Origin of the sequence: Nocardioides sediminis (genome assembly GCF_003047295.1) — a bacterium.
Classification (GTDB): domain Bacteria; phylum Actinomycetota; class Actinomycetes; order Propionibacteriales; family Nocardioidaceae; genus Nocardioides; species Nocardioides sediminis.
Genome location: NZ_PZYZ01000012.1, coordinates 1 through 12,615, shown reverse-complemented (window position 1 = coordinate 12,615; position 12,615 = coordinate 1). Strand labels below are relative to the sequence as shown.

At 74.1% G+C, this 12,615-nt stretch carries 13 protein-coding genes and 1 pseudogene; 5 read left to right on the top strand and 9 right to left on the bottom strand.

Going from position 1 to position 12,615, the window contains the following annotated elements; translation table 11 throughout:
- Positions 1 to 33: 33 nt before the first annotated feature.
- The 5 genes from DAI17_RS19785 to DAI17_RS19765 form a co-directional block, all read right to left on the bottom strand.
- A complete protein-coding gene (locus DAI17_RS19785; RefSeq protein ID WP_107774965.1) occupies positions 34 to 861 on the bottom strand; it encodes a UbiA family prenyltransferase in 828 nt (275 codons plus the stop codon).
- Between the two features lie 97 nt (positions 862 to 958).
- Entirely contained in the window at positions 959 to 1,327 is a 369-nt protein-coding gene (locus DAI17_RS19780; protein WP_107774964.1) for a hypothetical protein, read from the bottom strand.
- A 34-nt stretch (positions 1,328 to 1,361) separates the two neighbouring features.
- Complete coding sequence (locus tag DAI17_RS19775) at positions 1,362 to 2,144, bottom strand: SDR family NAD(P)-dependent oxidoreductase (protein ID WP_159081659.1); 783 nt, start codon at positions 2,142 to 2,144, stop codon at positions 1,362 to 1,364.
- A 71-nt stretch (positions 2,145 to 2,215) separates the two neighbouring features.
- Positions 2,216 to 2,872, bottom strand: coding sequence for a DedA family protein (locus DAI17_RS19770; protein ID WP_107775010.1), 657 nt, complete (start codon positions 2,870 to 2,872; stop codon positions 2,216 to 2,218).
- Positions 2,873 to 3,263: 391 nt separating this feature from the next.
- Positions 3,264 to 4,046, bottom strand: a complete 783-nt coding sequence (locus DAI17_RS19765) for a SurA N-terminal domain-containing protein (RefSeq protein WP_159081658.1) — start codon at positions 4,044 to 4,046, stop codon at positions 3,264 to 3,266.
- Between the two features lie 214 nt (positions 4,047 to 4,260).
- Here DAI17_RS19765 and DAI17_RS19760 point away from each other — a divergent pair, with 214 nt between their 5' ends.
- Positions 4,261 to 4,947, top strand: coding sequence for a GAF and ANTAR domain-containing protein (locus DAI17_RS19760; RefSeq protein ID WP_107774961.1), 687 nt, complete (start codon positions 4,261 to 4,263; stop codon positions 4,945 to 4,947).
- A gap of 9 nt (positions 4,948 to 4,956) precedes the next feature.
- Here the strand turns inward: DAI17_RS19760 and DAI17_RS19755 are convergent, their stop codons facing one another.
- Positions 4,957 to 6,129, bottom strand: coding sequence for an enolase C-terminal domain-like protein (locus DAI17_RS19755; protein WP_107774960.1), 1,173 nt, complete (start codon positions 6,127 to 6,129; stop codon positions 4,957 to 4,959).
- Between the two features lie 91 nt (positions 6,130 to 6,220).
- Here DAI17_RS19755 and DAI17_RS19750 point away from each other — a divergent pair, with 91 nt between their 5' ends.
- From DAI17_RS19750 to DAI17_RS21735, 3 genes and pseudogenes are all read left to right on the top strand, one after another.
- On the top strand, positions 6,221 to 6,898 hold the full coding sequence (locus tag DAI17_RS19750; RefSeq protein ID WP_107774959.1) for a GntR family transcriptional regulator: 678 nt from the start codon (positions 6,221 to 6,223) through the stop codon (positions 6,896 to 6,898).
- Positions 6,899 to 7,023: 125 nt separating this feature from the next.
- A pseudogene (locus DAI17_RS21640) lies at positions 7,024 to 7,392 on the top strand (VOC family protein); the annotation flags it as partial.
- Between the two features lie 269 nt (positions 7,393 to 7,661).
- On the top strand, positions 7,662 to 7,808 hold the full coding sequence (locus DAI17_RS21735; RefSeq protein ID WP_325049884.1) for a VOC family protein: 147 nt from the start codon (positions 7,662 to 7,664) through the stop codon (positions 7,806 to 7,808).
- Positions 7,809 to 7,818: 10 nt separating this feature from the next.
- Here DAI17_RS21735 and DAI17_RS19740 read toward each other — a convergent pair whose 3' ends face one another.
- A complete protein-coding gene (locus tag DAI17_RS19740; RefSeq protein ID WP_107774958.1) occupies positions 7,819 to 9,690 on the bottom strand; it encodes an alpha-amylase family protein in 1,872 nt (623 codons plus the stop codon).
- An 87-nt stretch (positions 9,691 to 9,777) separates the two neighbouring features.
- Here DAI17_RS19740 and mmuM point away from each other — a divergent pair, with 87 nt between their 5' ends.
- Complete coding sequence (gene mmuM, locus DAI17_RS19735) at positions 9,778 to 10,701, top strand: homocysteine S-methyltransferase (RefSeq protein ID WP_107775009.1); 924 nt, start codon at positions 9,778 to 9,780, stop codon at positions 10,699 to 10,701.
- A 42-nt stretch (positions 10,702 to 10,743) separates the two neighbouring features.
- On the opposite strand, the gene DAI17_RS19730 is transcribed toward mmuM, so the two are convergent.
- Both DAI17_RS19730 and cofH read right to left on the bottom strand, forming a co-directional pair.
- Positions 10,744 to 11,361, bottom strand: coding sequence for a hypothetical protein (locus tag DAI17_RS19730; protein WP_107774957.1), 618 nt, complete (start codon positions 11,359 to 11,361; stop codon positions 10,744 to 10,746).
- On the bottom strand, positions 11,358 to 12,615 hold a 1,258-nt coding region (cofH, locus tag DAI17_RS19725; RefSeq protein WP_107774956.1), incomplete at its 5' end, for a 5-amino-6-(D-ribitylamino)uracil--L-tyrosine 4-hydroxyphenyl transferase CofH. The genes cofH and DAI17_RS19730, both read right to left, overlap by 4 nt.

The following is a 12,615-nucleotide window of genomic DNA, read 5'->3' as shown; positions in this document are numbered from 1 at the left end:
GGGGACGAAGGCACGGACGTGGCCGCGGGCGGGTCATCGGGCGGCCACCAGGAGGGCGGCGTCGACCAGGGCGATGCCCACGGCCGCCAGGAAGGGCGTCCGGCCGCGACCGCGCACGACCAGCACCACGAGGGCGAGCACCACCGCGCCCACACCGACCGCGAGGGCCGGTGGCGGCGCGGCGCCGGCCAGGGCGACCGCGCTCGCGGCACCCAGGACGAGGGCGGCGACCGGCGCGATCCACCGGGCACCGAGCCGGTGCGGCAGGCCACGGACCCCGGTGGCCGCGTCGTCGTCGAGGTCGGGGAGCACGTTGAGCAGGTGTGCGCCGACGCCCAGCAGGGCCGCCCCCACCGGCCACCACCACGGCGGCGCCTCCCCACCGGTCAGCGAGACGAAGACGGTCAGCCCGCCGAACGCCACGGCGTAGGGCAGCCACGACCAGGCCGTGCCCTTGAGGCCGAGGTTGTAGGCCCAGCCGGCGGCGACGCACCCGAGGTGCACCAGTCCCGCCGCGAGCCCGCAGGCGAGGGAGAGGACGACGCACGCCGCGACGGCCACGGCGCAGGCGACGCGCACCGTGGTGACGGACACGGCGCCGGTGGCCAGCGGCTTGTCGTCGCGACCGGTCCGCCGGTCGCGGCCGAGGTCGACCAGGTCGTTGCTCCACCCGATGGAGAGCTGCCCGGCCAGCACCGCGCCGACGACCAGCGCGACGTCTCCCGGCGACAGCTCCTGCGCGAGGGCCAGCAGGCCGGCCAGCAGCGTGACGGCCGCCGTCGGTCCCGCGTGGGCGGTGGCCAGCAGCGCGCCCGCGCGCGAGGACGACCGCGCGCGACCCCGGGCGACGTCAGCGGTCATGGGCCTCCCCTTGTCCGCCCCGACCCGGGGCTCGGTGCCGAACCTACCCATCCCGGCCGCCGCTGGGTACGCGCGTCGCGGGCCGGGACGATCCGGGTCAGGCCCGGCGGCGCCGCTCGTCGACGACCAGGGCGAGGGCGTTGACGACGCCGTAGCCGGCAGCGACCGCCGCGGCCTTCTTCCGCGAGGCCGCCGACGACGCGGTCGTGCCCAAGGTGAGGGCGTCGGTCAGGTCGCCCGCGATGCGCAGCAGGGCGGCCGTGCGGGCACCCTGGGCGCCCCCGAGCAGCGCGAGCGTCGAGACGGGCACGTCGCGCCCGGCGTAGGTGAAGGCCAGGCGAGAGACCGGCTGCCGCCACTCGGCGGGGTCGTCGAGCTGGGCCCGCAGGGCGTCAGGCCGCGCGACCGCCCAGGCGCTGTAGCCCAGGGTGGCGACGGCGAGGGCCTTGGTGAGGGGGTAGTCCATGTCCTCGAACGTAGGCGGTGCCCGGTGACCGGGGTCAGACCCCGAGGGGTGCGGACGACTCCCCGGCGGCGGTGGTGGCCCCCAGGGCCTTGCGGGCGGACCCGGCCACGACCTGGTCGCGGCCCGCCATCATCGCGTCGTACCCCTCCCGCGCGACGTCGTACGGGTCGTCCTTGGGGCCGCGCGCCACCACGGTGTCCTGCATCCCGGCCCGCTCGAAGAAGGCGGTGTCGGTGGGCCCGGGCAGCAGCGAGGTGACGCTGACCCCCGTGCCGGCGAGCTCGTGACGGGTCGCCTCGGCGAAGGAGTGGACGAAGGCCTTCGACGCCGCGTACGCCGCGTGGCCGGGGCCGGGCCCCTTGCCCGCGATCGAGGACACGAACAGCAGCCGCCCCTCCTCGCGCAGCACCATGTCGCGGGTCAGCAGGGTGGCGAGGTGCACGGTCGAACGGACGTTGAGGTCGATCAGCTGCAGCTGCCGCTCGAGGTCCACCTCGTCGAACCGGCCGTGCACGCCCATCCCGGCGTTGAGCACCGCGACGGTCACGGGGACGCCCTGAGCGGACGCCTGGTCGTGCAGGTGCTCGACGCCCGGCCCCCCGGAGAGGTCGACGTGCAGCGGCACGACCCGGCGCCCGCTCGACGCCGCCAGCTCGGCCCCCACCTCGAGGATGTAGGTCTCGTCGGCCGCGATGACCAGGTCGAAGCCCTCCCGGGCGAGGATCTCGGCGAAGGCGCGACCGATGCCGGTCGAGGCCCCCGTGACCACGGCCAGGCCACGCTCGGACGGTCCGGGGCCGTCGGTGCTGTCGCTCATGCTCTGTCTCCCTCCACGCGCCGCCACCGTCCGGCGGGGCACGGGGAGGTCGTTCCCCGTCGGCCCGCGGGTCATGCACCCCCGGTGGTGCCGAGGTGGGCGCGCACCCGTCGTACGACGAACCACAGCACGGCGGCGGCGAGCGCCGCGTAGATGACGACCGACGCCTCGCCGACGTACGCCTCCACACGGTGCCACTGCGCGCCGAGCTCGTAGCCGGCCACGATCAGGGCCGCGTTCCACAGCAGGCTGCCGGCGGTCGTGTAGAGCGTGAACTGCAGCAGCGGCATGCGGTCGATGCCGGCGGGGATCGAGATGAAGCTGCGCACCCCCGGCACGAGCCGGCCCAGGAAGATCGCGGACCGGCCGTTGCGGCCGAACCACGCGATGGCCCGCTCGACGTCGCGGGCGTGCAGCAGCGGGATCCGCTCCGCGGTCGCGCACAGCCGCTCGGCCCCCCACAGGGCGCCGAGGCGGTAGAGCACGAACGCACCCGCCACCGAGCCGACGGTCGCCCAGAGGATCGCCGGCACCAGGCCGTAGTGACCCTGGCTGGCGGTGTAGCCGGCCAGCGGCAGCACCACCTCGCTGGGGACGGGCGGGAACACCGTCTCCAGGGCCGTGGCCACCCCGACCCCGGGCGCTCCCAGGGTCCGCATGACCATCACGACCCAGTCGAGCACGGAACCCATCAGGAACCCTTCGTCGTCGGCGGTCGCGGACAGCATGCCGGAGCGGTGGGTGACCGGGACCACGCACCCGCCCGGACCGCCCGGCGTGGGTGTTCCACCCAAAGGGCTGCGAACACGTTCTACCTGCTCTACCATCGCGGTGCTGCTCGGGGCCCGCCCTGAGCGCAGGGCCTGTGTCGCCACCCCCCCATGTCCCGGCGTCCCGGGCCCACCGCGCCGGCGTACCGTCGACCCCCCGTCGTCGATCCGCCGGCGCGGACCTCGGCCCTTCTCGACGGCTCCGGCCACCCCGCACCGGGTTACCCCATCGGGGGAATGTCGCCCCGTCGGCGATGGCCGTACCGTCTATCAAGACGCGTCTGGCGACGCACCCATCCCCCGGGGTTCCGCCAGGCGCGTCGAGCTTGTCGGGCCGATCGCCACGACCTCAGAGGTTGATGGTGATGTCCGCGTCCTCGCGGAGCTGCTCGACGAGCTCGGTCGCCACCGTCCCGACTCGCTGGGACTCGGCCTGCTCCTCGAGCTGGGGCTTGACCTTCTCGTACGGCGGGATCTCCTGCTGCTGCCCGCCCTGCTGGCCCATCTGCGCCTGCTGCTCCTTGGCCTGCTGGTAGAGCGCGCGCAGCTCCTTCTCGGTGGCCTTCGCGGGCCCGGCCTCGTCGGCGACGAGCTGCTCGATCATGACCTGCGTCTCGAGCTGGGCCCGGGCCTGGTCCTCGGTCGTGCCCTGCTGCTCCAGCGCCTCGAGGAGCTCGTCGGCCGAGCCCATCTGGTTGTCCTCGGCGATCGAGGCGAGCTCGTCGTCGACGTCCTGGTCGGTGACCTCGATCCCGCGGGACTCGGCCTCCTGGGCGAGCAGCTCGGTGTCGACGAGGTCGTCGGCGGTCTGCTCCTTCAGCGCCTCCTCGTCGGGCTTCTCCCCGCTCATCTGCGCCTGCATCGTGGCCTGCTGGAGCTGGGCCTGGTAGATCGGCGCGAACTCCTCCTTGGTGACCTCCTCGCCGTTGACCTCGGCGACGACGTCGGGGATCCCCTCGAGGTCGGCGGCGTCACCCGCCGTCTGGTCCGACTGCTCGGACTGCTCGGCGGACGAGGCCTCCGCGGCGGAGTCGGCGGCGTCACCGTCGCCGCCTCCGCAGGCGGCGAGCGAGAGCATGGCGGCGGCCAGGGTGAGGCCGAGGGCGTGGCGGGTTCGGATCGCAGTAGTCATCCGTCCCGACCGTACGGACCGACCCTGAACGGCTCCTGAACGGGTCCCACGATGCAGACGGGCAGGACCCTGCGTGAATAGGACTCGACCTCGGGGGTACCGCTCGCCCAGGACGGCACGCGACCCCGGGACGTGCCGCTGTCCTAGGCTTCCAGGTCTTGAGACCAAGGGCCTGGAAGCCGCCCCCAGCCCACGACCGAGAAGGTGGTGCGCCATGGACGCCGCGCGTGAGATGACGAACGCGAGCCGTCGCCTGTCCGAGGCCCTGTCCCCCGGGGACCTCGACCGGACGCTCGAGCAGATCACCCGGGCCGCCGTCGAGGTCATCCCCGAGGTCGAGCACGCCAGCATCACCGTCAAGCACGCGGACGGCCGCCTGGAGACGATCGCCCCCACCGCACCGCTGCTCCTCGGCCTGGACGCGGCGCAGTACGAGCTCCACGAGGGGCCCTGCTACGAGGCGGCGGTCGACACCGTGCACGTGTTCGCCCCGCACCTCGCCGAGGACCCGCGGTTCCCGCGATACGCCCCGGTCGCCGTTGCCGCGGGCATCGAGGCCCAGGCAGGGCTGAGGCTCTTCGACGCCAACGGCTCGCAGGGTGCGCTCAACCTGTACGCCCCGCGGGCGGGCGTCTTCGCCGACATCGACCCCCTGGCCGACCTCTTCGCCCACCAGTCGGCCATGGCCATCGCCTACGCCCGTGAGATCACCCAGCTGCGCGAGGCGGTCGCGACCCGGCAGCTCATCGGCCAGGCGGTCGGCGTGGCGATGGAGCGCTTCGAGCTGGACGAGGCCCGGGCGTTCGGGTTCCTGGCGCGGCTCTCCCAGGACAACAACGTCAAGCTGCGTGAGGTCGCGCGGCGGTTGCTCGAGGAGTCCGCGGCGCGCCGCACGCCCTGAGGACTCCGATCACCCCTCGGCGTGCAGCCCGCGCAGCACCGCGTGGAACGCCGCCTTCCCCTCCAGGCCGATGCCCGGACGCTCGCCCGGGCTGACGCGACCGCGCTCGACGACCGCGTCGTCGGCGAAGCCCCCGGTCGGCTGGAACTCGCCGGGGTAGGACTCGTTGCCGCCGAGCTTGAGCGCCGCGGCGATGTGGAGGGAGAACTGGTGGCCGCCGTGCGGGATGCAGCGTCGCGAGGACCAACCGTGCCGGGCGAGCATCTCCTGGATGCGGACGTACTCCACGAGGCCGTAGCTCAGCGCCGGGTCGACCTGGATCCAGTCGCGGTCGGGACGCATCCCACCGTGGCGCACCAGGTTGCGCGCGTCCTGGAGCGAGAAGAGGTTCTCGCCGGTCGCGATCGGGTGGGGGTAGTGCTCGGACAGCACGGCGTTGAGCCGGTAGTCGAGCGGGTCGCCGACCTCCTCGTACCAGAACAGGCTGTAGGGCTCGAGCGCGCGGCCGTAGGCCAGCGCGGTGTCGAGGTCGAAGCGACCGTTGACGTCGACCGCGAGGCGCGAGCCGTCGCCGTCGAGGACCTCCAGCACCGCCTCGACCCGGCGCAGGTCCTCGGCCAGGTCGGCGCCGCCGATCTTCGTCTTCACGACCTCGTAGCCGGCGTCGAGGAAGCCGCGCATCTCGTCCTGCAGGTCGCGGTCGGTCTTGCCGGGCGCGTAGTAGCCGCCTGCGGCGTAGACGAAGACCGACTCGTCCGGGTCGCCGTCGCCGTAGCGGTCGGAGATCCAGCGGTAGAGCGGCACCCCGGCCGCCTTGGCTGCGAGGTCGTGCAGGGCCATGTCGACGACACCGACCGCGACGGACCGCTCCCCGTGCCCGCCCGGCTTCTCGTTGCGCATCATCAGGTCCCAGGCGCGAGCGGGCGAGAGCTCCCCGTGCTCGTCGAGGAGCGCGTCGGCGGGCGCGGCCGTCAGCCGGGGCAGGATGCGCCGGCGCAGGATCTCGCCCGCGCTGTAGCGCCCGTTGGAGCTGAACCCGTAGCCGACCAGCGGCTCACCGTCGACCACCACGTCGGAGACCAGCGCCACCACGGAGCAGTCCATCGTGCTGAAGTCGATGAACGCGTTGCTCATCGAGGAGCTGATCGGGATGACTCCCTCATGGACGGAGACGATCTTCACGGGCTGCCCTCTCGGTCGATCTTATAAGATGTGAGACCGACCTTACGGCGCCTTCGGCGGATTCCGCAACCGGGCCTTATAAGATCCGGGCATGACTGCGAGCGGGTACTCCAGCAAGAGCGACGTCGCGTACGCCGAGCTCCGCGGCCGCATCCTCGACGGCCGGATCGAGGCCGGGTCGGCCCTGAAGCAGTACGTGCTGGCCGACGAGCTCTCGATCAGCATCACCCCGCTGCGCGAGGCGATCCGCCGGCTCAGCGGCGAGGGCCTGGTCGTCCTGGACGCGCACCGCAACGCACGGGTCGCGGCCATGGACCCCGTGGAGGCGCGCGAGCTCGTCGAGGCCCGGCGGGCGCTGGAGTCGGAGGCGGCCGGACTGGCGGCCACGCGTCGTACGGACGAGGACGTCGAGCGCATGCGCGAGGCGCTCCGCCACCTGCTGCCGGTCACCCGCGAGTGGGGCGAGCCCGCGCTGGTGGCCCACCGCGAGGTGCACCGGGCGATCTACACCGCCTCGCACAGCTCGGTGCTCGTGCACCTGCTCGACGACCTGTGGGACAAGTCCGACCGCTACCGCCGCGCGGGCCTCCAGGTGCCCCCGGACGGCGAGGCCCGGGCCCGCGACTTCGAGGAGCACGGGCGGCTCGTCGACCTCGTCGTCGAGCGGGACTCCGAGGGTGCAGCCGCCCTGATGCGCAGCCACGTCGACCGAAGCGTCGCGGCCACCGCGATCGCCGACGGCGTCGACGAGGAGGCGTCGGGCACCTGACGGGCGCGGTCGGTTCGTGATCGACACGTCGACGCGCTGAGCCGGCGCACAGCGTCGGCAGTTCGCGGGCGGGATCGTGCAGGCACGCCTGCGACGCGGTCCCCGCCGTCCCAGCTGCCGACGCTGTGCGCCGGTCGGGCCGGAATCCCGGTCGCGCGTCCGGCGTCGTCGGCCTAGCGTGGCCGGGTGATGCTCCGGACGGTGGTGCGCTCGTGTCAGTGAGGCTCGACGTCCTGTGCATTCGCGCCAGCGACCCGCACCGGCTGGCCCGCTTCTGGGCGGAGCTGCTCGGCTGGGAGCCCGACCTCGCGGACGCCACCCGGCTGCGGGCCACCGACGACACCGGGTTCGGGATGCGGTTCGAGGCGACCGACTCGCCGCGGGTGGGCCTCAACCAGACCCACCTGCACCTGACGAGCGCCGTCCCCGGCGACCAGGAGAGGACCGTCCAGCGGGTCCTCGACCTCGGCGGGCGGCACCTCGACGTCGGGCAGCTGCCGGAGGAGGGGCACGTGGTGCTCGCCGACCCCGACGGCAACGAGCTGTGCGTGATCGAGCACGGCAACCGCTGGCTCGCCGGGTGCGGGTTCCTGGGCGAGTTGGCCTGCGACGGCACCCCGGAGGTCGGCCGCTTCTGGTCGCAGACCCTGGACTGGCCGCTGGTGTGGGACCAGGACGGCGAGACAGCCGTCCGCTCGCCGCACGGCGGCCCAAGATCGCGTGGGGCGGTCCGCCGCTCGACGAGCGGCACGGGCCCAACCGGATGCTCCTCGAGCTGGTCGTCGACGCCGACCTGTCGGACGAGGTCGACCGGCTGGTCCTCCTCGGTGCCCGCGTGCTGGACCGGGAGCCGACACGGGTGGTGATGGCCGACCCCGACGGCAACGAGCTGCGCGTCCTGCCGGCCTGACGGCACCCGGTCACGGGGCCGTCAGCCACACCGCCTGGTAGGGCGCCAGCCGCACGTCCCCGGGACCGGCCAGAGCGGGCGTCACGCCGCTGACCCGGTCGACGCTGTGGTGCGGGTCGAGGCCCACGGCCCGGAGGCGGTCGCCCCACACCCACCGCTCCGTGGCGGTCACGTTGTAGGCCCCGACCATCGGGCCGAGCGGGTGCTGGCGCAGGGTCAGCAGGACGCCGGTGTCGTGGGGGTCGAGCACCTCGGTGCCGGTCGACGCGTGCAGGTGCGGGGTCCGGCCGCGGGCCCGGACCAGGCGTCGTACGGCGCGGAGCAGGTCGTGCTCGTCGACCACCGGCCAGGGCAGGACGGGCCGGTGGACCCACCGGTTGTCGTCGGCGTGCGCGGGGTCCTCGGCCCAGTGCGCGTCGTTGAGGAGGCCGACCTCGTCACCCATCCACAGGACCGGCAGGCCGCCCCAGCCCAGGACGAGCGCGTGCAGGAGCAGGATCCGGTCGACCGCGTGGGGGTCGCCGCACTCGAGACCCGCGAGGCTGGCCAGCGACCCGGAGATGCGCCGGTCGCCGGTGGCGGGGTTGTGCTGGAAGACCAGCCCCCGCGCCCACGAGCCGGGGAACTCGCCGCTGTAGAAGTCGGCGAGGAACGACCGGTGCGCGAAGCCGTCCACGCCCACCGCGGCCGCGTCCCCGTCGTCGATCGCCCAGCCGATGTCGTCGTGGCAGCGCGCGTAGGTGACCCAGGCCGTGGAGGCGGGGACCGGGTCGAGCTGCTGGAGGGCGTGGCTGGCCAGCCGCACGTCGCCGGAGGCGAGCATCGACCAGCCCTGCACCATCAGGCCGTTGTGGTAGGCGAGATCGCTGACCTTGCCGTGGTGGCGGCCGGTGCCGAGGTACTGCACGAGGTCCCGCGGGCCCACGATCGCCTCGGCCTTGAACACCGTCGCGGGGCAGGCGATCCGGGTGACGGTACGCAGCGCCTGGGTGAGCGCGTGCACCTCGGGCTGGTTCTGGCACGAGGTGCCCAGCCGCTTCCAGATGAAGGCGATCGCGTCCAGCCGGATCGCCTCCACGCCGTGGTTGGCGAGGTTGAGGACGATGTCGGCGTACTCGCAGAAGACGTCCGGGTTGGCCCAGCTGACGTCCCACTGCCAGCGGTTGAACGTCGTCCACACCCAGCCGTCGAGGTCGTCGTCCCACGTGAAGCTGCCCGGCGCGAAGTCGGGGAAGACCTCGGGCAGCGTGGCCTCGTAGGCGTCGGGCACGGTGCGGTCGGGGTGGACGAGGAAGTAGGCCCGGTAGGTCGGGTCGCCGGCGCGGGCCCGGACCGCCCACTCGTGCTCGGCCGCCACGTGGTTGAGGACGAGGTCGAGGCAGACCGAGATGCCCTGTGCGCGCAGCGTGCGGGTCAGGTCGCGCAGGTCGTCCATGGTGCCGAGGTCCGGGCGCACGGCCCGGTAGTCCTTGACCGCGTAGCCGCCGTCGTTGTCGCCGTCGCGCGGCTCGAGGAGCGGCAGCAGGTGGAGGTAGGTGACACCGAGGTCGCGGAGGTACGCCGCCCGGTCGGCCACGCCGCGCAGCGTGCCGGCGAAGCGGTCGACGTACGCCGCGTAGCCCACCGTCTCCGGCCGCTGGAACCAGTCGGGGGCCAGGGTCCGCCGGAGGTCGAGGGCGTGCAGGTCGTCGTCGCGCTCCGCGTAGGCCCGCGCCGCCAGCGCGACCACCCGGTCGGCCACGGCGTCCGCGTCGTCGTACACCTCGGCCAGGCCCTCGAGCAGGTCGGGCCACCAGCGCTCGAGGCGGGCCTCGAACACCTCGCGCCGGTGCGCGGGCAACGCCGCGAGGACCGTCTCGTGGGATCGCGGCGCGGCCGTCATGGAGACATACAACCGCACCGGCGACCCCTCCGGCCCGGTCCGCGGACGATGACGGGGGTCGAGGAGGTGCCGCCTACCGTGGTGGCCATGAGCCGCACGGACGACGCCCGGGACCTCACGACCGACTCTGTCCCGGTCACCGTCCTGGACGGCGGCCTGTCCACGGCCCTCGAGGCGCTCGGCGCCGACCTCGGGTCGGAGCTGTGGACCGCCCGGCTGCTGGCCGACGCGCCGCACCTGGTCGCCGCCGCCCACCGGGCCTACTTCGACGCGGGCGCGCAGGTCGCCATCGCCGCGAGCTACCAGGCGAGCGTGCCGGGGCTGGTGGCCGCCGGCCTCGACGAGCGCGAGGCAGCACGGCTGATCGCCTCCAGCGTCTCGGTGGCCCGGGAGGTCCGCGACGAGGTCGCCGCGTCGACCGGGCGGGAGGGCCTGCTCGTCGCCGCGTCGGTCGGCCCGTACGGCGCCGTGCTCGCCGACGGGTCGGAGTACCGCGGCCGCTACGGGCTCACGGCCCGCGAGCTGCGGGACTTCCACGCCCCGCGCCTGGAGCTCCTCGCCTCCGCCTCCCCCGACCTGTTCGCCGTCGAGACGATCCCCGACGTCGACGAGGCCCGGGTGCTGGTGGAGCTGCTGGACGAGATCGGCGTCCCGGCGTGGTTCACCTACTCCGTCGCCGACGACCGCACCAACGCCGGCCAGCCCCTCACCGAGGCGTACGACGCCCTCGCAGGGTCCACCTCGCTGGTCGCCGCGGGCGTCAACTGCTCCCGCCCCGAGCACGTGCTCGGGGCGGTCGAGGCCGCCGTCCGGGCCACCGGCCTCCCGGCCGTCGCCTACCCCAACAAGGGCGGCAGCTGGGACGCCGCGACGCGCACCTGGGAGGGCCCGTCGGGCTTCGACCTCGGGCTCGTGGACGCGTGGGTGGGGGCCGGCGCGCGCTGGGTCGGCGGGTGCTGCGGCACCGGCCCGGCCGACATCGCGGGGCTGGCGGCGGCGCTGGCGGACTGACGCCGGGCGTCCTGCTCAGCCCTGCAGGCGCGGGCGCTCCACTCACCAGGCGCCGGGGAAGCGTGCCGATCCCGCGACGCCGAGGAAGAGGACGAGCACCGACACCCCCGCGGCCAGCAGCAGCTCGCGACCGAGGTGCCGCCACGACACGACCAGCAGCAGGCCGAGGCCGGCCGCCGCCACGACGGCGGGCAGGGCGAGGACCGGTCCCCACGACTGGCCCACACCGGCGAGGAGGCCGAGCACGACGCCCGCGACGACCGCGCGTCGTACGGCCACGGCCCGGTCGGGTCGCGGGAGCCCCACGACGGTCACCGCTCCCGCGGTCGGCAGCTGGTCGGGCGCCAGCACGCGGAGCAGCAGGGTCACCGTCGCGGGGTCGACCACGACGACCACGTCACGGAACCGGTCCGTCAGGGCGTGGCGGCGTACGAGGTCGTCCAGGCGGTGACCCCGGTCGGCGTCAGGGAAGCGCACCGGCGCCAGCAGCACCTCCGGCCGGGGCTCGACGCCCAGGGCGGTCGCCACCCGCTTGGCCTCGGCCGTCGGGGCGCTCAGCACGACCGGGTCGCGGCCGAGGTCGTCGCGGAGGCGCTGCACGTCCGCCGCGCTCGCCGCGGTGCTGACCACGAGGATCGGCTGGCGTCCCGTGCCCCTCACGGCGTGGCCGTCCGTGCCGCCCGGACCGGGGCGCCGTACGTCGTGGTCCGCTCGCGCACGGGACGCCCGATGCCGGCCGCGATGTCGGTGAGGTCGGCGACGGTCTTGGCCGAGCCGTGGTCAGAGCCGGCCATCCGGGAGATGGTCTCCTCCATCAGCGTGCCACCGACGTCGTCGGCGCCGGCGCGGAGCATGGCCCGGGTGCCGTCGACGCCGAGCTTGACCCAGCTCGTCTGGACGTGGCGGATCGAGCCGTGCAGCATGATCCGGCCCATCGCGTGGACGGCGAGGTTGTCGCGCATCGTCGGGCCCGGGCGGGCGACGCCGGCGAGGTAGATCGGCGAGGAGGTGTGCACGAACGGCAGCGGCACGAACTCGGTGAAGCCGACCACCCCAGATTCCAGCGCTGCGTCCTGGATGCGGCGCAGCACCCGCAGGTGCTGCACCCAGTGACGCGGGTTGTCGACGTGGCCGTACATCATCGTCGAGCTCGACGGCAGGCCCACGCGGTGCGCCGTGGTCACGACGTCGATCCAGGTGCGGGTGGGGAGCTTGCCCTTGGTGAGGATCCAGCGCACGTCGTCGTCGAGGATCTCCGCGGCGGTGCCCGGGATCGAGCCCAGGCCCGAATCCTTCGCCTTCACCAGGAAGTCCTCGACCGACAGTCCGGTGCGGGTGGCGCCGTTGACGATCTCCATCGGGGAGAAGGCGTGCACGTGCATCCCCGGCACGCGCGCCTTCACGGCGGCGACGAGGTCGAAGTACGCCGTGCCCGGCAGCTCGGGGTCGATGCCGCCCTGCATGCAGACCTCGGTGGCGCCGAGCTCCCACGCTTCTTGCGCCCGGTCGGCGACCTGGTCGAGCGACAGGGAGTAGGCGTCGGCGTCCGTGCGCCGCTGGGCGAACGCGCAGAACCGGCACCCGACGTAGCAGACGTTGGTGAAGTTGATGTTGCGGTTGACGACGTAGCTCACCTCGTCGCCGACGGTCTCGCGACGCAGGTCGTCGGCGAGGCGGCACACCTGCTCGAGGAGGTCGCCGTCGGCGGTCATCAGGGCCAGCGCCTGCTCGTCGGTCAGGCCCGCGGGGTCGGCCTCGGCGGCGCGCAGGGCGGCCCACCCCTCCCCGGTGACGGCGACCGCCGCGCCCCCGGACGACACGGCCTCGCGCAGCGCGTCCCAGTCGCCGTACACGTCGTCGAAGTCCCCACGCCGGTCGGCCGAGCGGCCCTCGGTGTCGATGGAGGCGTGCAGG

Bases quoted from the DNA above. Each gene is read 5' to 3' on its own strand.
- DAI17_RS19785 (WP_107774965.1), bottom strand. From the start codon at position 861: ATGACCGCTGACGTCGCCCGGGGTCGCGCGCGGTCGTCCTCGCGCGCG.
- DAI17_RS19780 (WP_107774964.1), bottom strand. From the start codon at position 1,327: ATGGACTACCCCCTCACCAAGGCCCTCGCCGTCGCCACCCTGGGCTAC.
- DAI17_RS19775 (WP_159081659.1), bottom strand. From the start codon at position 2,144: ATGAGCGACAGCACCGACGGCCCCGGACCGTCCGAGCGTGGCCTGGCC.
- DAI17_RS19770 (WP_107775010.1), bottom strand. From the start codon at position 2,872: ATGCTGTCCGCGACCGCCGACGACGAAGGGTTCCTGATGGGTTCCGTG.
- DAI17_RS19765 (WP_159081658.1), bottom strand. From the start codon at position 4,046: ATGACTACTGCGATCCGAACCCGCCACGCCCTCGGCCTCACCCTGGCC.
- DAI17_RS19760 (WP_107774961.1), top strand. From the start codon at position 4,261: ATGGACGCCGCGCGTGAGATGACGAACGCGAGCCGTCGCCTGTCCGAG.
- DAI17_RS19750 (WP_107774959.1), top strand. From the start codon at position 6,221: ATGACTGCGAGCGGGTACTCCAGCAAGAGCGACGTCGCGTACGCCGAG.
- DAI17_RS21735 (WP_325049884.1), top strand. From the start codon at position 7,662: ATGCTCCTCGAGCTGGTCGTCGACGCCGACCTGTCGGACGAGGTCGAC.
- DAI17_RS19740 (WP_107774958.1), bottom strand. From the start codon at position 9,690: ATGACGGCCGCGCCGCGATCCCACGAGACGGTCCTCGCGGCGTTGCCC.
- mmuM (WP_107775009.1), top strand. From the start codon at position 9,778: ATGAGCCGCACGGACGACGCCCGGGACCTCACGACCGACTCTGTCCCG.